We start from the raw sequence: 24,764 nt of genomic DNA on the forward strand, positions 1-24,764 counted from the left end.
CAGTAGGACAAGTAAATGGATGTTTAAAAGCCATTTATGTTAATGGCCTGAGTATTGAATTATAAGAGTAACTAACCACCTCTTATAAATTATATACTTTGAATATGAAACAAAATCTATTAAAATGCCTGCCTTTTGCTGCAGCGATGCTTATCGCGGGAACCACACAGGCTCAGGAAACTACAATGACCAATGGGAGTTCAATGCCCTTAACATCATGGTCTATAGGTGTAAATGCCGGAGCGCTAACCCCAATTTCTCCATTGGGAGGAAAGAACGATTTCTCTAACTGGAAAACGAACCTAGGATATGGTTTATATATTAAAAAGCAATTTACCACCTATTTCTCCCTTCGTTTGGATGGAGTAAAGGGTAAATTGAGCGGAGATAACAGTAAGCCATTTGATAGTGGTATAACACCAACTAGCGCTGTAAATGCTTTTAAAACTGATTTAACCTATTCTGGAAGTTTAAATGCGGTAGTAAATCTATTTAACATAGATATGTTTAATAAAGAGAATAGCCTTCAATTATATGCATCTGCAGGTGGTGGTTTAGCAGGTTATAAAGTAACAACATCTCCAAGTGCCACTGGTGGAACATTTACTGATTATGCAGGAGGCAAGACAATTAGTGAATTGATTATTCCAGTTGGATTGGGTGCGAAATTTAAAGTAGCTGAAAAAGTAAACTTTGATTTAGGTTGGACAGTGAACTTTGTTGACGGGGATAACCTTGATGGTGTATATAAACAAAATAGCGATAGATATTCTTATGCTTATGCCGGACTTGAGTTTGCATTGGGTACAGGTAAACAAAAGGCATGGCATAATCCTGTTGCGTTAACTTACGATGAGGCTTTAGCGGCTAAACGTGCTGCTGATGCATTGAAGAGTGATCTTGATGCACAGAGAGCTGAAAATGCAAGATTACGTTCGGATCTTAATGATTTATTAAAAGATACAGATGGTGACGGTGTTGCCGACAAATTGGATAAATGCCCTGGAACATCATCTGGTACTGTAGTTGATGGTGCTGGTTGTCCTTTAAAGGTTCCTGCTCCGATGGTTACTGAAAAAGTGATTATTACAGAAGCTGATAGAAAAGTTGTTGCCGATGCGATTAACAATTTAGAGTTTGATTTGGGTAAAGCTACCATCAGATCAAAATCTTATAGTACTTTAAATAGAGTTGCTGCTTTGTTAATGGAGAAAAACTTTAGTTTGAAATTAGCCGGACATACAGATAACACTGGATCTGATGCTTTGAACATGAGATTGTCTAAAGACAGAGCTGAATCTGTTAGGTCATATTTGGTTTCTCAAGGTGCAAATGCTTCTAGAATTGAAGCTACAGGTTATGGAGAAGGTCAGCCAATTGCTACCAACAAAACTGCTGCTGGAAGACAGCAAAACAGAAGAGTAGTGTTCACATTATTTTAGTCAGACAATACAAAAATTTAGCAGCTGTCCTGATCTTTCAGGGCAGCTTTTTTTTTGAAAGAATTTAAGCTAATATGTTTGCGTAGTAATTTATTTATGGATAGCTTTGTTATGCAAGCATAGTAAAATGAAACAGCAGGAAACTATAGATTATTTTTTGAAAGTGGTTTGGCAAAACATGGCAAACAGTTATAATCAAATTGCTTCGGGCTTTGGAATTACCCAGGCTATAGGTTACGTGTTGATTAATATTGAAAAGGAAGGCACTGCGGTTTCTAAACTTGCGGGGTTGCTGGGCGTTAAAGCCACAAGCCTTTCCAGGATGCTCAATAACATGGAGGAGTTGGGATTGATTTACCGCGAAGCTTCGGTTGGGGATAAGCGTTCTGTAAAAGTTTTTCTTACTGATTTTGGTGTGGAAAAACGACACCTCGCCAAAGATGTGGTGATTTCTTTTAATGAATATTTAAGCGACAATTTAACTGTGCATGAAAAAAATAGCCTAATTGGTACGCTGCAAAAACTGAACAAACTTACACTGGCATATACAAATACAACTTTAAATGATGAACAAAAAGATAAATAAGGTTGCAGTACTCGGTTCCGGGATTATGGGGTCAAGGATAGCCTGTCACTTTGCTAACATCGGAGTAGAAGTTTTACTATTGGATATTGTTCCTAAAGATGGTTCGAGAAATGATATTGTTAACGCAGCTTTGCTAAATGCGGTTAAAACTAACCCCTCGCCTGTATATTCAAAAATGGTACTGAACAAGATTACTACAGGTAATTTTGAAGATGATATGGTTAAAATATCTACGGTAGACTGGATAATTGAGGTAGTGGTTGAGAATATCGACATTAAAAGAAAAGTTTTTGAACAAGTAGAAATACATAGAAAAGTAGGTACACTCATTACTTCAAATACTTCTGGTATACCAATTCATTTGATGGCAGAAGGGCGAAGCGAGGATTTTAAGTTGAACTTTTGCGGCACTCACTTTTTTAACCCTCCAAGGTATTTGAAATTACTGGAGGTTATTCCTACGGAATATACCAAGCCAGAATTGGTTAATTTTTTAATGCATTATGGTGATCTGTTTTTAGGCAAGACTACTGTACTGTGTAAAGATACTCCCGCATTTATTGCCAATCGTGTTGGCGTATATTCCATAATGTCTTTGTTGCATCTGGTAGAAAAAATGGATCTTACTGTTGAGGAGGTAGATAAGTTTACAGGCCCCGCATTGGGTAGACCTAAATCTGCCACTTTTCGAACAACCGATGTTGTTGGGCTGGATACCATGATTAAGGTTTCTAAAGGACTTTATGACAACTGTCCGGATGATAAGGCACATGATTTATTTAAGTTGCCTGTCTACGTTGAAAAGATGGAGGCCAATAACTGGTTAGGTGATAAGACTAAGCAAGGCTTTTATAAAAAGATAAAAACGCCAGAGGGAAAAACTGAAATACTGGCGCTGGATTTAAAAACGCTGGAATACAGGCCTCAGCAGAAGGTGAAGTCGGCCACTCTGGAAATGACTAAAACCATTGAAAATGTAAAGGATAGGATGAAGGTGTTTGCGGCTGGAAAAGATAAAGCCACAGAACTTTTTAGGGCTTCTTTCTTTGGATTGTTTGAATATGTTTCTGATCGGATACCTGAAATATCTGATGAACTTTACCGCATTGACGATGCCATGCGTGCCGGTTTTGGATGGGATCTTGGACCGTTTGAAGTATGGGACGCAGTAGGTTTAAATGAAGCAGTGGCAGGTATGAAAGCATACGGGAATACTCCAGCTGCATGGGTTACAGAAATGATTGGCAATGGAAATCTCACTTTTTACAAAGTTGAGGCAGGCGTGAAAAAGTATTACGACATCCCTACCAAAAGTTATAAGGCAATACCGGGTACAGAAGGATTCATCGTTCTGGATAACCTGCGGACTAGTAACGTGATCTGGAAAAATTCAGGGGCGTCTATCATAGATCTTGGCGATGGTATTCTCAATGTGGAGTTTCATTCTAAAATGAATACAATTGGCGGCGATACCCTGCAGGCCATTAATAAGGCAATTGACTTGGCAGAGAAAGAATACAAAGGTGTAGTAATAGGCAATGATGGTTCCAATTTCTCCGCAGGCGCGAATGTTGGGATGATCTTTATGATGGCAGTTGAACAGGAATGGGATGAATTAAATATGGCGATACGCCTGTTTCAAAATACGTCTATGCGCATTAGGTACTCATCAATTCCAGTTGTGGTGGCTCCACATAGCTTAACCCTTGGAGGAGGGTGCGAATTTAGTTTGCATGCCGATCATGTGCAGCTTCATGCTGAGACTTATATGGGCTTGGTAGAATTTGGCGTTGGTGTAATACCAGGTGGTGGGGGTACTAAGGAATTTGCATTGAGGGCATCTGATGAATATAAAGAAGATCAGATTATACAAAACGTGCTGAAAGATAGATTCCTCACTATAGGAATGGCGAAAGTATCCACCTCTGCAGTAGAAGCTTATGAGCTTGGGTATTTGCAAAAGGGCAAATACGCAATAACAATGAACAAAAGTAGGTTGATCTCAGATGCCAAAGCTAAGGCGTTAGAACTTGCGGATGCTGGATATACGAAGCCGGTGCAACGTAAAGATATTCGTGTGCTTGGAAAGCAGGGCCTGGGTATCGTTTATGCAGGAGCTAATACCATGTATTCCGGTCATTACATATCAGAACATGATAAGAAGATATCTGAGAAACTGGGATGGGTAATGTGTGGCGGAGATTTATCATCGCCAACAGAAGTAACGGAGCAATATCTGCTGGATTTGGAGAGAGAAGCATTTTTGTCTTTATGCGGAGAACGAAAAACGTTGGAGCGCATTCAGAGTATTGTAACCAAAGGTAAACCTTTAAGAAATTAATGACATGCAGGAAGCATATATAATTGCTGGATACAGAACCGCTGTTGGAAAAGCACCACGTGGAGTATTTCGTTTTACAAGGGCTGATGATTTGGCTGCTGAGGTGATCAGGGAGCTCGTAGCAGCTGTTCCTAATTTAAACAAAGAGGAAATTGATGATGTAATTGTTGGAAATGCCACGCCAGAAGCTGAACAGGGATTAAATATAGGAAGAATGATCTCTCTAATGGGCTTGGATACCGATAAGGTGCCGGGAGTTACTGTGAATCGATATTGTGCATCTGGATTGGAGACCATCGCTACAGCGGTTGCTAAGATTAGAAGTGGTATGGCAGATTGTATTATAGCTGGTGGCGTTGAAGTGATGTCGGGCATGCCCTTTGGTGGATGGAAGTTAGTACCTAATCCAGAGGTTGCCAAGAATAACCCGGATTGGTATTGGGGTATGGGTTTGACAGCGGAGGCTGTTGCCAAAGAGTATAAGGTAAATCGTGAAGATCAGGATCAGTTTGCTTATCAATCTCATCAAAAGGCGGTAGAGGCTATCAAAAATGGTAGTCTGAAAGCAGGTGTTTTACCTATAACGATAAATGAAACCTATTTGGATGAAAACCTAAAGAAGAAAACGAGGAGTTATGTGGTTGATACGGATGAAGGACCGAGAGCAGATACTTCCATTGATAAACTTGCTAAACTGAGACCTGTATTTGCCGCTGATGGTTGCATTACAGCTGGTAATTCTTCACAAACTTCTGATGGTGCTGCATTTGTACTGGTCGTATCTGAGAAGAAGATGAAAGAACTTGGAGTTGACCCGATCGCAAGAATGGTGAGTTATGCAGTTTCTGGAGTGCCGCCCAGAATTATGGGGATAGGGCCTATTTATGCAATTCCAAAAGCATTAACTCAGGGAGGCATGAAGCTAGATCAAATAGATTTGATAGAGCTCAATGAAGCATTCGCATCCCAATCTCTGGCAGTTATCAGGGCTTTGGATCTGGATACAGAAAAGCTGAACGTAAATGGAGGAGCGATAGCGCTCGGACATCCTTTGGGCTGTACTGGCGCAAAGTTATCAGTGCAATTGTTTAATGAATTGAAACGGAGAGATCAGAAATACGGTATGGTAACCATGTGCGTTGGCAGCGGGCAGGGTGCTGCGGGTATTTTTGAGATGCTTTAAAATCTTATATAACATGGAAGCTACAGACAAAAAAGCAATTAAAGGAGGTGAGTTTTTAATAACTGAAACCATTTACCAGGATGTATTCATTCCTGAAGAATTTGATGAAGAGCAAAATATGATTGCCCAAACCTGCCGAGATTTCCTGACTGCAGAGGTTTTTCCACAGCTTGATAGGATTGATACGCAGGAAGAAGGATTAATGCCATCTTTAATGGATAAGGCTGGAGCGCTCGGGATCTTGGGCGTTTCCATCCCTGAACAATATGGCGGCTTTGGAAAGAATTTTAATACCTCGATGCTTGTGGCTGATGTAATTGGCGCAGGCCACTCTTTTGCAGTAGCCTTATCTGCCCATACTGGCATTGGTACACTCCCGATCCTTTATTACGGAAATCAGGAGCAAAAAGATAAATACATACCTATGTTGGCCACAGGCGAGTGGAAAGCTGCTTATTGTTTAACAGAGCCCAATTCTGGCTCTGATGCCAATTCTGGAAAAACAAAAGCTAAGTTAACAGATGATGGTAAGCACTATGTGATCAATGGTCAGAAAATGTGGATTACCAATGGAGGCTTTGCAGATGTATTTATTGTTTTTGCGAAGATTGATGATGATGCTAACTTGACCGCTTTTATTGTAGAGCGGGGTTTTGGAGGCATTACCATGAACCCAGAAGAGCATAAGATGGGTATAAAGGGTTCATCGACAAGACAGGTATTTTTTAACGACTGTCTTGTTCCGATAGAAAACATGCTTTCTGAGCGCGAGAATGGTTTTAAGATTGCTGTTAATATTTTAAACATCGGACGAATAAAGCTTGCTGCAGCAGCTATAGGTGCATGTAAATCTGTTATAAGTACTGCCGTAAATTATTCTAATGAACGAGTGCAGTTTGACCGACCAATATCCAAATATGGAGCAATACGTTTTAAGATTGCGGAAATGGCGACTAAGGTATATGCTGTTGAATCTGCAAATTACAGGGCAGGACAAAACATAGATGATGCTTACGACGCATTGGTAGCCGGAGGGATGGATGAAGGTAAAGCGAAGCTAAAATCTACGGAGCAGTTTGCCGTTGAATGTGCCATATTGAAAGTTTGGGGATCTGAAGTGTTGGATTATGTAGTGGATGAGGGTGTTCAGATTTATGGAGGTATGGGCTTTTCTGCAGAGGCACCTATGGATCGCGCTTACCGTGACGCCAGGATAAACAGGATATTTGAAGGGACAAATGAGATCAACAGGTTATTGACAGTTGATATGATGCTCAAAAGGGCCATGAAAGGGGAGCTTGATCTAATGACGCCGGCCACTGCTGTAGCTTCTGAATTGATGTCTATTCCTGATTTTGGTGAGGAGGATGATACCTTATTTGCAGCAGAGAAAAAGGTAATTGCTAATTTGAAAAAGGCAACCCTTATGGTGGCTGGTGCTGCGGTTCAAAAATTGATGATGAGCCTTTCAAAAGAGCAGGAGATATTGATGAATATTGCCGACATGGCCAGTTATGTTTATGTGGCTGAATCGGCTATGCTACGCACAGAAAAACTGGTTAGTATAAAAGGTCAGGAAGCTTGTGAAGGTCAGCTCAATATGATGAAGATTTACTTTGTAGAGGCAGTTGACGGTGTGAACAAAGCAGGGAAAGAAGCACTCTGGGCATTTGCAGAGGGCGATGAACTTCGGATGATGATGGTTGGGTTGCGGAGATTTACAAAAATGGAGCCTTTTAACGTTAAAGATGTTCGTCAGAAAGTTGCGCAGCAGGTAATCGCAGCTAATAAATATTGCTATTAAAAGAACAATTCATAATTAAACTGGAGCGCCCCCGACTTATTGGGGGCGTTTTTTTATGAATTGCAAGATGTCCTTAGTATGTTAAAATTGGTTAAAAATTGCTGTATACCTAATAAAAGAGTATTTTTGTGCGATATGTTGAAAAATAGGCTTTTATGGGTATTGTTGCTTGTTGCGGGTGTTATTGCCGCATGCGAGAAGCCCGAAGTCTACAACGAGGTTAAGCAATATCAAATAGATGAGGCCTTGATAAAAAAATGGTCTGACTCTACCAAAATTTCCCTTACTAAACACGAATCTGGCTTATATTATAAGATTGTCAGTCCAGGTACAGGAACATTGCCTGTTGAATTGACAGATACTTTAACAGTTTTGTATACAGAGAAGTTGTTGAACGATACATTGATTAGTCAAACAACTGATACAATTGGATACAAATTTATACTTGAAAAAAGTATACCCGGATGGATAAATGGTTTGCCGCTAATTAGAGAAGGCGGACAGATTAGGTTGCTGATTCCTTCTGGACAGGCCTATAAAAACTATGACGTAGTTACGCATGTGCCTAAAAACGCTGTACTTAACTTTGTAATTAACTTAAAAAAAGTAGCTAAAATAAAATAATATGTTAAAGAAATTATCATCATACACCTTTTTACTAATGGGGTTTGTCGTTCTTCTAGATTCCTGCAAGAAGGAATATGAAAGCGCTCAAAGTATTGATGACCATAAAATTGAAGATTACATTTCAAAAAACAATGTTTCGGCCACTAAAGATCCGAAAGGTACTGGTTTTTACTATCAGGTAACTACTCAGGGTAGTGGAGATGTTTACAAAAATACAGATTCTGTAAGATACAGTATAGTGGTAAAATCACTTTTAAATGGTACAGTTTATTACACGACTCCGGAAACGTCAAATCTTGGAACTTTCGTAGGTTACTCAAGTCAGTTATTGGGTATTAATGTGAAGGGGATGCTTAATGTGCTTAATCAAATGAAGGCTGGTGGAACAGGGCGTGTAATTCTACCCTCATACCTTGCATTTGGAAAGAATGGTTATGAAACATTAAAAATCCCTTCAAATGAAATTCTGGATGTTACGGTTAAAACCTATACTGAAAGTCAGGCTTCGCTGGATGATAAACACATCAATTTGTTTTTGATTGCAAATAAGTTGACAGCTACTAAAAGCCCTTCTGGAGTATATTACATCTTGACTACAGCAGGTACAGGTCCTCCAATTACACGCACCTCTACAATCACCTATAATTATACCGGAAGGACTTTCAATGGACTTGCATTTCAAACGGCAGATGGTGCGGTAAGTGTACTTGCTGGTTTGGCTCCAGGCTTCTCTGTATTAACCAACTTTAAACAGGGTACTGTAGTCAGAATTCTTATACCATCTGTATTGGCTTATGGTGCAGCAGGATCACGGGATCAAGCTGGGGCTACTATTTTGTCTGGTAATGAATGCTTGGATTTCGATGTAGAAGTAACCGCAACAGAAAACTAACTTTGATCATTTAGGGTTTCCTTAAAAACCTTTAAAATTCTTTCTCTTGCAAAAGCATGATCTACAATCGGGTCGACATGCTTTTGTTGTTTAATTTCAGGAACCCATTTATCGATATACTTCTGTTTAGGGTCAAATTTCTTTGCCTGAAGCTCAGGATTAAATACCCTAAAATAAGGTGCAGCATCATTTCCGCAACCACATGCCCATTGCCAACCGCCAACATTGCTGGCCATTTCATAGTCTAACAATTTCTCCGCAAAATAAGCCTCGCCCCAACGCCAGTCTATTAATAAATGTTTAGTCAGGAAACTGGCCACTACCATACGTACCCGGTTGTGCATAAATCCAGTTTTATTTAGCTGCCTCATGCCCGCGTCAACTAGCGGATAGCCTGTTAAGCCCTTGCACCATGCTTCAAACTCCTTTTCATCGTTTCTCCATGGGATGTTGTTATAGGCAGGTTTGAAACATGATTTACTCGTGTAAGGGAATTGCCAGAGAATCATCATATAGAAATCCCGCCAGGCGAGTTCGGATAGCCATTTACTTGCATTATGCTCAATTGCCTGTGAAACTGCCTGGCGGATGCTGACCGTTCCAAACCGAAGATGCAAACCAATTCGTGTTGTTGCGTCGTCTGCTGGGTAGTCCCGTCTTCCTTCGTAACTATCTAGTTTATTTGCAAAATCAAGTGCTGGAATTTTCTCATTAGATTTTGTAAACCCCATGGTTTTTAGCTCCGGCATAGGTAATGGAGCAATTTTCAACAGATTTTCTAAGTATTTTGTTATAGGGTATTCTTTGTAATAAAAAGGACTCAATTTTTTCTCCCATTGTCGGTAATAAGGAGTAAAAACTGTGTAGGGCTTGCCATCGGCTTTGACAATTTCATGTTTTTCAAAAATCACCTGATCTTTAAAAGATTTAAAAGCAATTCCTTCAGAGGCGAGGTATTCGGCCAGCGACTCATCCCTTTCTCTTGCGTAAGGTTCATAATCGTGATTAACATAAACAGATTTCACGTGGTAAGCTTTTAGTACATCCTTCCAGACCTCTTCAGGAGTTCCATAACCCACATAAATAGCAGAATTGTTGACAGTAATTTTTTTACGCAAGCTGTTTAACGTCTGATGAATAAAAGTGACGCGGGCATCATCTTTAGCATTTAGTTTATCCAGAATATTTTTATCGAATATAAAGAATAATAGCACCGGGTAATTGCCTTTTAAGGCATGATATAGTGCAGCATTATCTTCCAGTCGCAGGTCTCTTCTTAACCAGCAAATACTAACGTCCTGACTCATTATTTATAGATCTGTTTTAAGGCGTCCTCCAGATGAATATACTTAAATTTAAAGTCGTGATCAAGTAATTTCTGAGCGGAGGTATTGGTGCTGATTGTAGCAATAATGCTCATTTTTCCAAGGATCATTTCCAACACTTTTTCTGGGACATTTATGGGCCAAACCGGCCTACGGAGTTGTTTGGCAATTGCTTTGGTTAGTGTATCGTTTGTTACAGGAAAAGGAGCACATCCGTTGAAAACACCTTGATAACTTTCATTCTCAATTGCTTCAACATATAGATTTACAATGTCGTCAATATGGATCCATGGTACCCATTGTTTACCTGAGCCCAATGCTGCCCCTGCAAAAAAGCGAATGGGTTTATCTAATGAAGAGAGTCCGCCACCACCTTTTCCAAGTACAAATCCTGTTCTGATCTTAACGACTCTCATATCAAAGCTGGCCCCCTTATCAACAGCTTGTTCCCATAACATGCAGCATTTGGCAAGGAAACCATCTCCTGGGTTAGATTCCTCCTGCAGGATCTCATCAGCACGATCACCGTAGTAACCAGTGGCAGAAGATGAGATGAAATTCTGGATGTTTGCTTTTGTTTTCTCTATCGTTTCAAAAAGTAAATCGGTACTGATTACCCTGCTGTCTATAATTTCTTTTTTTCGCGCCTTAGTCCATTTCTTGTCGGCAATTCCCTCACCAGCCAGATGGACGATGGTATCTATGCCATTCATGCAGGATTGGTCGATTTCCTTTTTATAGATGTCCCATAAAAAAGTTTTCACATCTTTTATCTGTATGGGTTTTCTGGCCAAAATAGATACCGTATGGCCTTTTGCAAGAAGTTGACTTATCAATCTTTTTCCGATCATTCCGGTAGCACCCGTTATCAGTATTCGCTGTTTCATTATTAAATAACTGGATTGTGAAGCTTTAGTTTGCAGATTGTCCCTAAAATAGATAATAAATATTCTACTTCGGAGCTTCTTTTTGTTGGTCTGCCTTCGGCCTGGGTAGTACCTGGCTTCGGTACGGGTTCGTACGTCGGTTATCCGTTCGATATCCGTCGGCTATCGGTTCCGTATCATTGGTATATCTAAAAGGCGACTACATAACCTTTGATGTCCCTTTAACCGATATAAAATATACGAAGCCAGGATGGATCCGAAAGCTTGATCATGACAACCCTAGGTTTTATGGTACAACGATAGTTTGTTAAATAAATATTGCTTTTACTTTACTAATTAACTTAAAAAATGATATATTTTTGTAATTCCAATAAATACCAACGAATAAATTAATGAAGTTTAAGAAGATTTTGGTTTGGTTCAGAAATGATTTGCGTCTGCATGATAACGAAATGCTGGTGGAGGCCATTGCCAAATCTGATTCTATTTTACCTGTTTACTTTTTTGATCCACGGTATTTTACACAAACAAAGTTTTTAACGGCTAAGACAGGTGTAAATAGGGCTAAGTTCCTTTTGGAGAGTGTATCCGCATTGCGGGATGCATTTGTGAAATTAGGAGGTAATCTTTTAATTGTTGAAGGCAGACCTGAAGATCATATTCTAAAAATTGCAGAACAGTACGAGATTTCCGAAGTCTATCACCATAGGGAAGTTGGGGTGGAAGAAACCCAAATCTCGGCATTGGTAGAAGATACACTTTGGAAGCAGAAGATAAATCTTAAACATTTTATTGGGCATACGCTTTATAATAAAGAAGATCTACCTTTTCCTATAAAGGATATCCCCGATGTATTTTCGCAGTTTAAAAAGAAAACAGAACGCGATGCAAGTGTAAAGGAATGTTTTAAGTCGCCTGCTGAAATATCTTTTGTTGCAAGCAACGAATGGGGGAGTTTGCCGGATTTAAAAGGTCTGGAATTTGATTTAGACAGTAGTGCTGTAAGTAATATCACTGCAATTGGTGGAGAAGATGCAGGCATTTCGCACTTAGAGGATTTGCTGAAGGTTGATTCTGATATCTATAAAAAAGGGAGTTCAAGAGTTGCTGGTAAACAAGTCTTTAGCTCAAGGTTATCTGCTTGGCTTGCATTAGGATGCCTGTCTCCACGTAAAGTTTACTGGACTGTTAAATCTGCCGAACAGCAGTTTGGGAATAATGTTAATTTTAGTCAGATTTTACTGGGTTTATTGTATAGGGATTATTATAGGTTCATGTTTAAAAAACATGGCATTAAATTTTTTAAAGAGCCAGATCTTTTAACCATCATTGATGCGCCTGCGCTTGAAGGAGAGGTTTTGATGGATCTTTGGAGAAGGGGAGATACTGGGCAGCCGCTCGTGGACGCCTATATGCATGAGCTAAATGATACTGGCTTCATTCCGCATAATGGGAGACTGCTGGTTGCTACTTATTTAGTTCATGTGCTCCAATTGCATTGGACAATGGGTGCCTTTTATTTTGAGGAGAAACTGATAGATTATTCTGCAGCCAGTAATTGGGGCAATTGGGCCAATGTTGCTGGAGAAGGCTTGGATTTACAATCTAAATCGATGTTTGATCTAGAAAAGCTTTTGAAAATACTTGATGTAAACCATTCAGTGGCTATTCATTAACATCCCCCAGGTGATTTAAGTGTAAACAAAACTTGTAATTTAAACAAACTTGTTTAACATTTGTTGTAAGTATTGTCGTGAAGAATTTTTCAATTAGTGATATCGAGGCCTTAATTGGCATAAAGGCCCATACCATTAGGGCTTGGGAAACGAGGTACAATCTTGTGCCTCCTAAAAGAACTGCTACAAATATTAGGTATTATAGTGAAGAAGATCTGAAGATGCTGCTCAATATTGTCGCCCTTAATGAGAATGGCTATAAAATTAGCAAAATTGCTAAAATGAGTCAGAGCCAGATCTACAATCTCGTAAAGCAATTAAAAAGTGACTGGAAGAATAATTCCGTACAAATGCTTCATTTGTCAAACGCAACTATTGCATTTGATGAAACTCAATTCACTGAGGTATTAACAGGATGCGTAACAGAACTTGGTCTGATTAAAACGATGGATACATTGCTTTATCCATTTATGAAAAAGGTAGGGATGTTATGGCAAACGGGTACGATTGACCCTTCGCACGAACATTTTGCTTCTAACCTGATCAGGGAGCGGATTGTTGTTGAGATTGATAAGGTTGAAATGCCTGTAAAGAAAGATCCGAAGCGATTTATCTTGTTTTTGCCTGAAGCTGAGATGCATGAAACTGGTCTGTTATTTACCCGGTATCTACTAAAGAAGTGCGGGCATGAAACACTTTATCTTGGGCAGGAAATTCCATACACTGATCTAAAAAAGGTAATTGAATCCTATAAACCAAATTACGCATTTATTACCTTAACCTCATTAAACTTAGGTAAGGATATCAATAAAGTTATAGGTAAGGTAATGGATAATTTGAACGTTCCGCTTATAGTGGCCGGAAGTTTGATCTCTGAATTTGATATTCTTGTTAAAGATCAACTCACGCCACTTAAGAACGTTTGTGATATGGTGGAGTTTCTTGAAGATTTATAAAGAAGTTTACCTGTATATTAAGGTAAAAAATCCTAATTTTGCATACTTATAGCAATTCAAAAATAATGGATAATTTATCTTATCTCAGCGGTGCGAATGCCGAATACATAGAATCCTTATACCAATCTTATAAAGAAGAAGCCAATTCTGTTGAATTTGGCTGGCAAAAGTTTTTTGAGGGGTTTGATTTCGGTAGAGGTTCATCCGGCACTGCAGTAACTACGGATACACCAGAGCACTTTTTAAAAGAAATTAGCGTCCTTAATTTAATAAATGGCTATCGTCAAAGAGGGCACCTATTTACCCAAACCAATCCGGTAAGGGAGCGTCGTCATCATCTGCCAACACTCGATCTGGAAAACTTTGCATTGGGACAATCAGACCTCGATACAGTTTTTAACTCAGGGATAGAAATTGGTATAGGTGCAGCACCACTTAAAGATATCGTAGCTTTTTTAAAGCAAACCTATTGTAAATCGATAGGTGCAGAATATAAGTATGTAAGAACTCCAGAGATACTTCACTGGATTGAAAACAAGATGGAAAGTGTACGTAACACACCAAACTTTTCAATTGAGGAGAAAAGAAGGATATTAAAGAAATTAAATGAAGCAGTAAGTTTTGAGAACTTTTTAGGAACAAAATTTCTGGGCCAAAAAAGGTTCTCCTTAGAAGGTGCTGAAGCTTTGATACCTGCATTGGATTCTGTAATAGAAAAAGGAGCGGCTTTAGGCATTGAAGAATTTGTGATTGGCATGGCGCATCGCGGTCGCCTTAATGTACTGGCCAATATCATGCAAAAAACGTATAAGGATATCTTTGCTGAATTTGAAGGTAAAGGGTACAGCGCAGAATCACCATTTGGTGGTGATGTGAAATACCACCTGGGCTATTCTACAGACGTCACTACGAATAATGGCAACAGCGTGCATTTAAGCTTATGCCCTAACCCTTCTCACCTGGAAACCGTTAATGGCGTGGTAGAAGGAATGACGAGGTCAAAAATAGATTTTAAATACGGTGGAGACGACGCCCGTATCGCACCCATACTTATACACGGCGACGCTTCTGTAGCAGGTCAGGGTATTGTTTATGAAGTGATACAAATGGCTGGTCTTGATGGCTATAAAACCGGAGGAACGATCCATTTGATTATCAACAACCAGATCGGTTTTACCACTAACTACAAAGACGGGCGTACCAGTACTTATTGTACAGATATTGCCAAGGTAACGTTATCTCCAGTATTTCATGTGAACGGTGATGATGTTGAAGCGCTGGTTTATGCCACCAATTTGGCTATGGAGTACCGTCAGAAATATAAGAATGATGTTTTTATTGATATCCTTTGCTACCGGAGGTTTGGGCACAATGAGGCTGATGAGCCTAAATTTACCCAGCCTTTGCTTTATAAGGCAATAGAAAAACATGCAAATCCGCGCGATATTTATATTCAACAGCTGATTGGCGAAGGTAAAATGGAAGCAAGCCTTGCCAAGGAACTTGAAAAAGAATTCCGTGGAATTTTACAAGAAAGATTGAACGAGGCAAAAGAAATTACCTCAACCTATCAGGATGTGAAGTTTGGAGGTGCCTGGGCTGATATGAGAATTGCTACACCAAAAGACTTTGAATCCTCTCCAAATACGGCTGTTAAGAAGACAACCTTGTTGGAGATCGCAAAAAGGATCAGCACCTTGCCGTCAGATAAAAAATTCTTTAAGAAAATAGAGAAGTTATTTGATGAGCGGAGTAAAATGGCCAATACAACTCATGTTTTCGATTGGGCAATGGGCGAACAGCTTGCTTATGGTACACTGTTGGCAGAAGGCAAAAGAGTGCGCTTAAGCGGACAAGATGTTGAACGCGGCACATTCTCTCACAGACATGCTGTATTGACCTTGGAGGACTCTGAAGAAGAGTATATCCCTTTAGCTAATATCTCTGATCAGCAGGCTACATTTGATATTTATAACTCTCACCTATCTGAATATGGTGTGTTGGGATTTGAATATGGTTATGCAATGGCCAATCCAAATGCTTTAACCATATGGGAAGCGCAATTTGGAGATTTCTTTAACGGTGCTCAAATTGTGGTAGATCAGTATATTGCTAGTGCTGAGACCAAATGGCAGCGAGAAAATGGTCTTGTAATGTTATTGCCGCATGGCTATGAAGGTCAGGGGCCGGAGCATTCATCTGCAAGGATTGAACGCTTTATGGAACTATGTGCGGATTATAACATGCAAGTGGTGAACTGCAGTACGCCCGCTAATTTCTTTCATGCATTGAGAAGACAGTTTAAACGTGATTTTAGAAAGCCTTTGGTAGTTTTTACACCAAAAAGTTTGCTCCGTCATCCAAAATGTGTTTCTCCACTTGAAGATTTCACAGATGGGAAATTCCAGGAAGTAATAGATGATACAAATGTGAAAGCATCAGACGTTACCAGGGTATTATACTGTAGTGGTAAGATCTATTATGAATTGCTCGAGAAACAAGAAAAGGATCAAATCAAGAACGTAGCGATCGTTCGTGTGGAACAACTATATCCGACTCCATTTACCCAAATGGAAGTGGTATATAAGAAATATAAAAATGCAAAGGAAGCTGTTTGGGTGCAGGAAGAACCTGAAAATATGGGTGCATGGCCATATTTGTTGCGGAAAGTCAGAAGAACAATGTTCAACGATTTAGAAGTGATATCCCGCAAGGAAAGCAGTAGTACTGCCACAGGATTTGCCAGGCAACACGCTAATCAGCAAGCATTAATTTTGGCAAAGGCATTTGAAAATCCGGTGACTGAGGTTGAGCAAAAGATTGCGCAAAAATCAGTGAGTAAAGTGTATAATGTAGATTAACAAAATAGTCATTATGAGTATAGAAATAAAAGTTCCGCCGGTTGGAGAATCAATAACCGAAGTTGTTTTATCACGCTGGGTGAAAAATGATGGTGATGTAGTAGAAATGGATGAAGTGATTGCAGAGTTGGAATCAGATAAAGCCACTTTTGAGCTAACTGCAGAACAAGCCGGAACTTTAAAAGTAGTAGCTGCCGAAGGCGATACTTTAGCCATTGGTGCAGTTGTTTGTGAAATTGAAGATGCTGGAGCAGCCCCTGCTAAACCAAAAGAAGAAATGGCAGCTCCTGCAAATGAAAAGCCTGCGATTGCCGCTGATAAAGTTTACATTCCTGTTGCCGAAAAAGCAGGGGAAACTACTTATGCTTCAGGAACTCCATCACCTTCTGCGGGTAAGATACTTGCAGAGAAGGGAGTTGATGCCGCTGCCGTAAAGGGTACTGGTGTTGACGGAAGAATTACAAAAGAAGATGCATTAAACGCGGATAAGTCAGTGTCTAAAGCAGTGGCTTCAAAAGCAAATCCTTCTGCACCAGCAGCTATAGCTAGTGTTGCAGGTGCGAGGAACGAGCGTAGGCAAAAGATGTCTCCGCTAAGGAAGACTGTTGCTAAAAGACTTGTTGCTGTTAGGAATGAAACCGCCATGTTAACTACCTTTAATGAGGTTAACATGAAGCCCATCATGGATCTTCGTGGTAAATATAAGGACCAATTTAAAGAGAAATACGGAGTTGGATTAGGCTTCATGAGCTTTTTTACTAAAGCAGTTTGTGAGGCTTTGAAAGACTTCCCATCAGTTAACGCAAGAATTGATGGAGAAGAGGTTGTTTACAACGATTTTGCAGATATATCTATTGCAGTTTCTGCACCTAAAGGATTGGTCGTTCCCATCATCCGGAATGCAGAAAGCATGAGCCTTGCTCAAATTGAGAAGACGGTAATTGAGTTGGCGACTAAAGCCCGGGATAGTAAATTGACAATTGAAGAAATGACAGGAGGAACGTTTACTATTACTAATGGTGGTGTTTTCGGTTCTATGATGTCTACGCCTATTATCAACGCACCTCAGTCGGCCATACTTGGCATGCACAATATTATTGAACGTCCTATAGCAGAAAAGGGTGAGGTGGTGATTCGTCCGATGATGTATCTGGCTTTATCTTATGATCATCGCATTATCGACGGAAGAGAATCAGTTGGGTTTTTAGTTAGGGTTAAGCAACTGCTAGAGGATCCTGCAAGATTGCTTTTAGGCATATAGCCATATCAAAATGTGTAAAAAGTCCGCAATTTTAATTGGTTGCGGACTTTTTACTTTAAGCAATATTTAGTTGGTTTTAGCTTTTTTAAGACTAATAAAATATTCAGGCTGTACCTTGAAATTCTGATTGGATATATTCTTATCCAAAACAATGGATTTCCATTTATTAGTTGGATAAATGATACTATAAATTGCATCTTTAAGCGTAACTTTTATGGGCATTTGAAAACCTGAAACCTCAGTAACCCATCTGTAGTTTAACTTTCCTGTTGTTGTAATATTATATTCTAGAATTGGTAAGCTGGTTTTCCTTAAATATTGGTCAAAGAACTTATTCAGCTTTAGTCCTGTAAACCGCGAAATATATGTCTCAATCTGATTGGTGGATACTGTTTTATGGTAGAAGGTTTTATTCAATCCTCTTAACAATTCCCTGAATTTCTCATCGTTGTCGATTAGTTGCCTCAGGGTATGAATGATGTTTGCGCCTTTATAGTACATATCAGAAGATCCTTCTTTATTTACATGATACGGGCCGATGATGGGTTGATCGTTCCTAACTATTTTCCTGCTGCTAACTACATATTCTGATCCTGCTTGTTTGCCATAATATGTTTCCAAAAATAATGCCTCAGAATAGCTGGTGAAAGCTTCATGAATCCACATATCAGCAATATCTTTCGAGGTGATGTTGTTTCCAAACCACTCATGACCACTTTCATGAATGGTGATAAAATCAAATTTCAAACCCCAGTTGGCTTCAGACTTGCTGTAGTCTCTCCCCAGGTAACCCATTTTAAACTTATTGCCGTAGGCCACTGCGCTCTGATGTTCCATGCCAAGATAAGGTGACTGAACGAGTTTATATCCATCTTCATAAAAAGGGTAGGGCCCAAACCAATACTCAAAAGACTTGAGCATGCGCTTGGTATCCGCATCCCAGTGGGGTCTGGCCTGCACACTATCTTCTGCAAGAGACCAATAATCAATAGATAGGTTGCCTTTTTCACCAGGATATTGGTCCGTCCAGTGTGCATATTTTCCAATATAAAACGTAACGTCATAATTGTTAATCGGATTGCTCACAGCCCAATTGTATTGGACAAGGCCATCGGGTTTATTTACGGTGCTTCGCAATCTGCCATTTGAAATTTCATTCAGCCCTTTAGGGATGCTGATGCTGATTAGCATACTGTCTACCTCATCACTTTGGTGGTCTTTTGTTGGCCACCAGGAACTGGCACCAAAGCCTTGGCAAGCAACAGCTATCCATGGGTTTCCAGATCGGTCTTCCGTAAAAATAAAGCCGCCATCCCATGGTGCATTCTTGGCTATAACTGGCAATCCGGAATAAAATACCATAAAGCTTTGCTTGCTCCCTTTTTTAATTAGAGTAGGGAAAGTGAGGATTACTGCATTAAATTCTCTTTTGTAATGGAGCTCCTGCCCATTAAATAAAATTCTTTCAATATGTAGGTTTGAAAACAAATCAAACTGAAGCTGTTTGAAATCCTGAACTGCGGTAAACTTAAATTCATTGCTACCGCTAATGCTTTTTTCTTTAGGATCTATACTAACATCAAGGTGGTAATAGTTGATGTCGTAACAGCTTCTTAAAGGGCCATAGGTGCCTCTTAGACTATCCTGTTTACTAAACTGGCTTTTCAATGTCTGACTGTAGCAAAGTAATGATGCAAATACCAGTCCAAGCAATCCTATTATATTTAGCCTCATTTTTATTTTAATACCGTTAAGGTTATTGACGAAGCATTATTTACATCATGGAATATCCGTTGAGTTGCTTTTTGAAAATCTGAGGGTTCTGCCTGATAAATATCCATGAACTTCTGAGGATTTCTATCTCCCAATGGAAACCATGAATTTTGTATCTGAATCATTAGTTTATGGCCTTTTTTAAAGGTATGGGCAACATCAGGTAATGCGTAATTTACTTTTGTTACCATTCCTGGTATAAATGCTTCTGGGTTTTCAAAACTGTTACGGTATTTTCCACGCATAATTTCACCACGTACCAGCATCTGGTATCCACCCATTATTAGGTTTTTTGGATTCGGAACAGGCGCTGGCGCATCCTCAGGATACACATCAATAAGTTTAACTACATAATCGGCATCGGTTCCGGTGGTAGACACCACCAGATTAGCTAAAACTGGACCGGTTAACGTGATGTCTTCAGTAAGTACCTCAGTTTGGTAAACTTTAACGTCTGGCCTCCTTGCAGCAAAGCGCTGGTCGTCTATCATATATTCTCTGGTTCTTTTTGCCTGAACTCCATCCTGATACGGCACTGGATTATTCGGGTCACTTACATATTCATCCCAGCTATCGGTTCTGCCAACTTTTTCAAAACTAAGTTTGCCATTAGGCTGTAAGTATAGTGTACTTTGTTCAGTCTCTTTAGGTGGCCATGCAGAAAAACTTTTCCATTGATTGCTGCCCGTTATGAAAATATTAGCTTCTGCTGGTTTAAAGTCGCCCTCGTCTTTCAGATAATGTTTAAAGAACGGTAGCTCATATTCTTCCTGGTACTGGATGCTTGTAGGCTGTCCGAATTCTATATTTCCAAAAGAGCTTCCCGTACTTCTTACCCATCCACCGTGGAACCATGGTCCCATTACCAGTATGTTATTGGCGGATGGATTTTGCTTTTCTATACTTTTGTAGGTAGCGAAGGTTCCGTAAGCATCTTCTGCATCAAAGAAACCACCAACCACCATAACTGCAGGCTTAACGTTGGTTAAATGGGGTTGTATGTTCCTGGCTTTCCAAAATGAATCCAAATTGGGATGCGCAAATAAATTGTTCCAGAACTTAATACTGTCTGCCATGTATTTATCTTTCAGATTTTTAACTGAGCCTGCTTCCAGGTAGAATCTGTAATTGTCTGCAATAGGGAATATAAAAGATTTCGGGCCCAGATCAGGAGTGATTGGTTTTGGTCTTGGCACACCAAAGGTGGTCATAAAACTAAAAGCGTCATTTACAAAAAGTACACCATTGTGGTGAAAATCATCGCCAACGAACCAATCGGTAACCGGTGCCTGCGGCGAAACTGCTTTTAATGCAGGATGTGCGCCCGGTAAAGAAGCTGTCGAGTAAAATCCAGGGTAAGAGATCCCATATATTCCTGCTTTTCCATTGTTGTTTTTAACATTTTTAATCAGCCAATCTATCGTATCGTAAGTATCAGAACTCTCGTCGATATCCTTTTTGCTTTTTTTATTGGTAACTTGAGGTCTGATGTCGTCAAAAGTTCCTTCGCTCATCCATTTTCCCCTAACATCCTGGTAAACAAAGATGAAGCCTTCACGCATCATTGCCGGAAAATTTCCAAGGCTTGTTTTATATTTATCGCTTCCATATGGAGCAACTGTATAAGGTGTTCTATTGATTAGGAATGGATACTTTTTTGATTGATCCTTAGGCAAGTAAATGGCAGTAAAAAGCTTAACACCATCCCGCATTGAGATACTGCGTTCAATTTTGGTATAATGTTCAAGAACATAAATAGAGTCTAGATTTTGAGCATAACCTGCAATGCTTGCACTCAAAAGTACAAGAAGCCAAAAAAGTTTCAAACGTGCCATGTTGATTTTTAGATTTATTTGATAAACGTACAAAAAATATAATTTTTCAAGTCATAGAAGAAGCTGTTGTCTTTAAAAATTTACACGTGTGCAGAGAAAACGGTTTTTTAGTTACTTTTGCCACTATTAACTAGTTGTAGATTAATAACGATGGAAATGATTAAGCAATCTCTTTCGGAGCAAAAAACCAGGTGGCTGTATCTATTTATAGGTCTGGCTGTTTTGGTTAATTTTAGTGGCCTTTTTGTTACTATTATAGGTCCTGATGGTGCGTTGTATGCTTCTATCGCTAAGACTATGGTCGTAAAAAATAACTTTACAGATCTATTTGTAGAGGGGCGTGACTGGCTTGATAAACCTCATTTTCCTTTTTGGATGGCGGCTATATCATTTAAGATATTTGGTATTACCACTTGGGCTTATAAATTGCCAGCTATAGTATTTACTATGATTGGAGCTGTATATACTTACATGTTGGCACAAAGTGTTTACAATAAGCAGATTGCATTATGGGCTGTGCTTATCCTTCTTACAGCGGAGCACATCATTATTTCCGATATGGATGTTCGGGCTGAGCCTTATCTAACCGGACTAATTATCGGTGGTATATATCATTTGTACAAGGCACAGTCCAGACCATGGTTTTTTCATTTGTTGATTGGATGCGTATGGGCTGCCTGTGCGGTTATGACAAAAGGGATTTTTGCTTTAATTCCTGTATTTGGTGCAATTGCAGGGCCGCTAGTTATTACAAAAAACTGGAAAATGCTATTTAATTTTAGATGGCTACTGGCAGTTGTGTTTATTTTCCTAATGGTTATACCAGAGCTATGGTGTTTATACGTGCAATTTGATAAACATCCAGAGAAAATCGTCTTTAATCAAACAGGCGTATCTGGTATCAGGTTCTTCTTTTGGGACAGTCAGTTTGGGCGGTTCTTTAATACTGGTCCAATAAAAAAGTCAGGGGGAGATCCTTCATTCTTTTTGCATACCATCCTTTGGGCTTTTTTACCCTGGTCTATTCTTTTCTATATAGCAGTTGTTAATTTCTTTAGGAATAAAGCACAGCGACTTCATGAAGAAAGCTGGCTTTGCATATGCGGCACAATATTAACGTTACTGGTGCTTTCTCTATCCAAATTCCAGTTGCCGCATTACATCATTATTATCTTCCCTTTTTTCTCCATTATTACGGCCAACTACCTTTGTAATATTACAAGTCCTCAAGCGATAAAGGGTATAAATACTACGCAGAAATTAGTTTTAACATTGATTATAATACTGCTGCTTGTTGTGCAGTTTCTATTTCGGGCAGATATCACCTTTTTATGTGCCATGCTTTTGGTGCTAGCTTTAGCATTATTGATATATATCTCTTTCACCATAAAAGATCATTACCGGATTTTCTTCCAAACTGCTGCGGTTATTCTTTTAGTAAATGTCTACTTTAATTTCTCTTATTATCCTTCATTAACCAAATACCAGGGAGATAGCGAGGCCGCTATATGGCTTAACTCCAATAATCTCAGCCATTTGCCTGTAGTTAAGTTGGTAAATAATTATGCGTATGCCATTGATTTTTATAGCGATCAAGTTGTACATGATTATCGTTTTGGAGAAGAAAAACTATTACCTGCGAAGCCTTATTTTTTATATGGTCAAAAAGAGGAGGTAGACGAGTTGATCAAGGCAAACCCAAATATTGAGCTTGTCAAAACATTTGATACTTATCAGATCACCAGGATGAAACTCAAATTCTTAAACAATGCTTCCAGGAAAAATGCAGTAAGTGTGGGGCAACTGGTCATAGTAAGATAGAACTTTGCAATAAACCCACAAGCAATGCGGTTATTCTTTTGACGTTTGTTAACTTCGCAAAAAAATCTTTGATATGCAATACGATGTAGTTGTAATTGGTTCCGGTCCTGGTGGATATGTTGGTGCCATCAGATGTGCACAGTTAGGCTTGAAAACAGCTGTAATAGAAAAATATAAAACTTTTGGAGGTACTTGCCTTAATGTTGGGTGTATTCCATCAAAAGCACTACTTGATTCTTCAGAACATTTTTATAATGCAGGACATACCTTTAAAACACACGGTATTGCACTAAAAGATCTAAAGGTTGATATGCCGCAAATGATTGCCCGCAAAAACGATGTGGTTAACCAAAACACAGCTGGCATAGTCTATCTTTTTAAAAAGAATAAAATTGATAGTTTTGAAGGTGTAGGCTCGTTCGTCGATAAAAACACCATTAAAATTACCAAAGAAGATGGTAGTACGGAAACTATAACTGCGAAGAATGTGATTATTGCTTCAGGGTCTAAGCCTACTACTTTGCCTTTTTTGCCGATCGATAAGAAAAGGATCATCACTTCAACAGAAGCATTAAATATCCAGGAAGTACCAAAAGAAATGGTTGTTATTGGTGGTGGAGTAATTGGTCTTGAACTAGGTTCAGTTTACGCAAGACTAGGAACAAAGGTTTCAGTAGTTGAGTTTTTGCCATCTATCATTGCCACTATGGACGCGGGCTTAGGAAAAGAATTGCAAAGAGTACTTAAGAAATCTTTAGGCATGGATTTTTATATGAACCATAAGGTAACCGGTGCCACTACTAAAGGTAAAAAAGTTACTGTTACTGCCGAGAATGCAAAAGGAGAACAACTTAATCTGGAAGCGGATTATTGCATCGTTGCAGTTGGGCGGACAGCTTACACTGCTGGCCTTGGTTTGGAAAATATTGGTATTGCGACAGAGGATAGGGGTAATAAAATTCCCGTAAACGAACATCTGGAAACTAGCGTTCCCGGTGTTTTTGCCATAGGCGATGTAATTAAAGGTGCAATGCTAGCACACAAAGCAGAAGACGAAGGAATTTATGTTGCAGAAAGACTTGCAGGACAAAAACCGCATATCAATTATAATTTGATTCCAGGTGTTGTGTATACCTGGCCGGAAGTAGCATCAGTAGGTTACACAGAAGAGCAATTAAAGGAAAAAGGAGTTCAATATAAAGCAGGTTCTTTTCCATTCAAAGCTAGCGGGAGGGCAAAAGCAAGTATGGATACGGACGGATTTGTAAAGGTATTGGCCGATGCGAAAACTGATGAAATATTAGGGGTTCATATTATTGGCCCGCGTGCTGCAGACATGATTGCAGAAGCTGTTGTAGCGATGGAATTCAGGGCATCTGCAGAAGATATTGCAAGAATCTGCCATGCACACCCAACCTATACAGAAGCATTAAAGGAAGCTGCCATGGCAGCTACTGAAAACAGGGCAATCCATATCTAAAATAAATTTCTATC

The 24,764-nt window shown here is 39.4% G+C and carries 17 protein-coding genes; 13 read left to right on the forward strand and 4 right to left on the reverse strand.

The genetic code is table 11. The annotated features are described in order from the left end of the window. Positions 1-104 precede the first annotated feature (104 nt). From ACVWYN_RS11555 to ACVWYN_RS11585, 7 genes are all read left to right on the forward strand, one after another. A complete protein-coding gene (locus ACVWYN_RS11555; RefSeq protein WP_457289020.1) occupies positions 105-1,442 on the forward strand; it encodes an OmpA family protein in 1,338 nt (445 codons plus the stop codon). A gap of 127 nt (positions 1,443-1,569) precedes the next feature. After that, complete coding sequence (locus tag ACVWYN_RS11560) at positions 1,570-2,028, forward strand: MarR family winged helix-turn-helix transcriptional regulator (RefSeq protein ID WP_457289021.1); 459 nt, start codon at positions 1,570-1,572, stop codon at positions 2,026-2,028. Next, positions 2,009-4,369, forward strand: coding sequence for a 3-hydroxyacyl-CoA dehydrogenase NAD-binding domain-containing protein (locus ACVWYN_RS11565; RefSeq protein ID WP_457289086.1), 2,361 nt, complete (start codon positions 2,009-2,011; stop codon positions 4,367-4,369). The genes ACVWYN_RS11560 and ACVWYN_RS11565 overlap by 20 nt, the downstream gene beginning before the upstream one ends. 4 nt (positions 4,370-4,373) lie before the next feature. Beyond that, positions 4,374-5,552 (forward strand): acetyl-CoA C-acyltransferase, encoded by a 1,179-nt coding sequence (locus tag ACVWYN_RS11570; protein ID WP_457289022.1) that lies wholly within the window; start codon positions 4,374-4,376, stop codon positions 5,550-5,552. Between the two features lie 13 nt (positions 5,553-5,565). Next, positions 5,566-7,356: an acyl-CoA dehydrogenase family protein gene (locus ACVWYN_RS11575; RefSeq protein WP_457289023.1), complete on the forward strand. Its 1,791-nt coding sequence runs from the start codon at positions 5,566-5,568 to the stop codon at positions 7,354-7,356. Between the two features lie 135 nt (positions 7,357-7,491). Continuing rightward, complete coding sequence (locus ACVWYN_RS11580; RefSeq protein ID WP_457289024.1) at positions 7,492-7,980, forward strand: FKBP-type peptidyl-prolyl cis-trans isomerase; 489 nt, start codon at positions 7,492-7,494, stop codon at positions 7,978-7,980. Position 7,981: 1 nt separating this feature from the next. After that, the gene (locus ACVWYN_RS11585; RefSeq protein WP_457289025.1) at positions 7,982-8,875 is read left to right on the forward strand and encodes an FKBP-type peptidyl-prolyl cis-trans isomerase; all 894 of its coding nucleotides are present in this window, start codon (positions 7,982-7,984) and stop codon (positions 8,873-8,875) included. Here the strand turns inward: ACVWYN_RS11585 and ACVWYN_RS11590 are convergent. Together ACVWYN_RS11590 and ACVWYN_RS11595 are read right to left on the reverse strand one after the other, a co-directional pair. Next, the gene (locus tag ACVWYN_RS11590; RefSeq protein ID WP_457289026.1) at positions 8,872-10,182 is read right to left on the reverse strand and encodes a cryptochrome/photolyase family protein; all 1,311 of its coding nucleotides are present in this window, start codon (positions 10,180-10,182) and stop codon (positions 8,872-8,874) included. The genes ACVWYN_RS11585 and ACVWYN_RS11590 overlap by 4 nt on opposite strands. After that, positions 10,182-11,087: a TIGR01777 family oxidoreductase gene (locus tag ACVWYN_RS11595; protein WP_457289027.1), complete on the reverse strand. Its 906-nt coding sequence runs from the start codon at positions 11,085-11,087 to the stop codon at positions 10,182-10,184. Before ACVWYN_RS11595 ends, ACVWYN_RS11590 begins: the two co-directional genes overlap by 1 nt. Before the next feature lie 392 nt (positions 11,088-11,479). Between ACVWYN_RS11595 and ACVWYN_RS11600 the strand changes: the two genes are divergently transcribed. The 4 genes from ACVWYN_RS11600 (at position 11,480) to odhB (ending at position 17,841) form a co-directional block, all read left to right on the forward strand. Continuing rightward, positions 11,480-12,763, forward strand: coding sequence for a DASH family cryptochrome (locus ACVWYN_RS11600; protein WP_457289028.1), 1,284 nt, complete (start codon positions 11,480-11,482; stop codon positions 12,761-12,763). A gap of 77 nt (positions 12,764-12,840) precedes the next feature. Beyond that, on the forward strand, positions 12,841-13,719 hold the full coding sequence (locus tag ACVWYN_RS11605; protein WP_457289029.1) for a MerR family transcriptional regulator: 879 nt from the start codon (positions 12,841-12,843) through the stop codon (positions 13,717-13,719). A gap of 65 nt (positions 13,720-13,784) precedes the next feature. Beyond that, positions 13,785-16,580 (forward strand): 2-oxoglutarate dehydrogenase E1 component, encoded by a 2,796-nt coding sequence (locus ACVWYN_RS11610; protein ID WP_457289030.1) that lies wholly within the window; start codon positions 13,785-13,787, stop codon positions 16,578-16,580. Positions 16,581-16,593: 13 nt separating this feature from the next. Next, complete coding sequence (gene odhB, locus ACVWYN_RS11615) at positions 16,594-17,841, forward strand: 2-oxoglutarate dehydrogenase complex dihydrolipoyllysine-residue succinyltransferase (RefSeq protein ID WP_457289031.1); 1,248 nt, start codon at positions 16,594-16,596, stop codon at positions 17,839-17,841. Between the two features lie 66 nt (positions 17,842-17,907). On the opposite strand, the gene ACVWYN_RS11620 is transcribed toward odhB, so the two are convergent. Beyond that, on the reverse strand, positions 17,908-19,575 hold the full coding sequence (locus ACVWYN_RS11620) for a M1 family metallopeptidase (protein WP_457289032.1): 1,668 nt from the start codon (positions 19,573-19,575) through the stop codon (positions 17,908-17,910). A gap of 2 nt (positions 19,576-19,577) precedes the next feature. After that, positions 19,578-21,449 carry a CocE/NonD family hydrolase gene (locus ACVWYN_RS11625; RefSeq protein ID WP_457289033.1) on the reverse strand — a complete coding sequence of 624 codons (1,872 nt, stop codon included), beginning with the start codon at positions 21,447-21,449 and terminating at the stop codon, positions 19,578-19,580. 156 nt (positions 21,450-21,605) lie between these two features. Between ACVWYN_RS11625 and ACVWYN_RS11630 the strand changes: the two genes are divergently transcribed. After that, a complete protein-coding gene (locus ACVWYN_RS11630; protein WP_457289034.1) occupies positions 21,606-23,270 on the forward strand; it encodes an ArnT family glycosyltransferase in 1,665 nt (554 codons plus the stop codon). A gap of 73 nt (positions 23,271-23,343) precedes the next feature. Beyond that, the gene (lpdA, locus tag ACVWYN_RS11635) at positions 23,344-24,750 is read left to right on the forward strand and encodes a dihydrolipoyl dehydrogenase (RefSeq protein WP_457289035.1); all 1,407 of its coding nucleotides are present in this window, start codon (positions 23,344-23,346) and stop codon (positions 24,748-24,750) included. Positions 24,751-24,764: the final 14 nt, after the last annotated feature.

The sequence above is a fragment of the Pedobacter sp. UYP24 genome (assembly GCF_054057295.1).

Bases quoted from the DNA above. Each gene is read 5' to 3' on its own strand.
- ACVWYN_RS11555 (WP_457289020.1), top strand. From the start codon at position 105: ATGAAACAAAATCTATTAAAATGCCTGCCTTTTGCTGCAGCGATGCTT.
- ACVWYN_RS11560 (WP_457289021.1), top strand. From the start codon at position 1,570: ATGAAACAGCAGGAAACTATAGATTATTTTTTGAAAGTGGTTTGGCAA.
- ACVWYN_RS11565 (WP_457289086.1), top strand. From the start codon at position 2,009: ATGAACAAAAAGATAAATAAGGTTGCAGTACTCGGTTCCGGGATTATG.
- ACVWYN_RS11570 (WP_457289022.1), top strand. From the start codon at position 4,374: ATGCAGGAAGCATATATAATTGCTGGATACAGAACCGCTGTTGGAAAA.
- ACVWYN_RS11575 (WP_457289023.1), top strand. From the start codon at position 5,566: ATGGAAGCTACAGACAAAAAAGCAATTAAAGGAGGTGAGTTTTTAATA.
- ACVWYN_RS11580 (WP_457289024.1), top strand. From the start codon at position 7,492: ATGTTGAAAAATAGGCTTTTATGGGTATTGTTGCTTGTTGCGGGTGTT.
- ACVWYN_RS11585 (WP_457289025.1), top strand. From the start codon at position 7,982: ATGTTAAAGAAATTATCATCATACACCTTTTTACTAATGGGGTTTGTC.
- ACVWYN_RS11590 (WP_457289026.1), bottom strand. From the start codon at position 10,182: ATGAGTCAGGACGTTAGTATTTGCTGGTTAAGAAGAGACCTGCGACTG.
- ACVWYN_RS11595 (WP_457289027.1), bottom strand. From the start codon at position 11,087: ATGAAACAGCGAATACTGATAACGGGTGCTACCGGAATGATCGGAAAA.
- ACVWYN_RS11600 (WP_457289028.1), top strand. From the start codon at position 11,480: ATGAAGTTTAAGAAGATTTTGGTTTGGTTCAGAAATGATTTGCGTCTG.
- ACVWYN_RS11610 (WP_457289030.1), top strand. From the start codon at position 13,785: ATGGATAATTTATCTTATCTCAGCGGTGCGAATGCCGAATACATAGAA.
- odhB (WP_457289031.1), top strand. From the start codon at position 16,594: ATGAGTATAGAAATAAAAGTTCCGCCGGTTGGAGAATCAATAACCGAA.
- ACVWYN_RS11620 (WP_457289032.1), bottom strand. From the start codon at position 19,575: ATGAGGCTAAATATAATAGGATTGCTTGGACTGGTATTTGCATCATTA.
- ACVWYN_RS11625 (WP_457289033.1), bottom strand. From the start codon at position 21,449: ATGGCACGTTTGAAACTTTTTTGGCTTCTTGTACTTTTGAGTGCAAGC.
- ACVWYN_RS11630 (WP_457289034.1), top strand. From the start codon at position 21,606: ATGATTAAGCAATCTCTTTCGGAGCAAAAAACCAGGTGGCTGTATCTA.
- lpdA (WP_457289035.1), top strand. From the start codon at position 23,344: ATGCAATACGATGTAGTTGTAATTGGTTCCGGTCCTGGTGGATATGTT.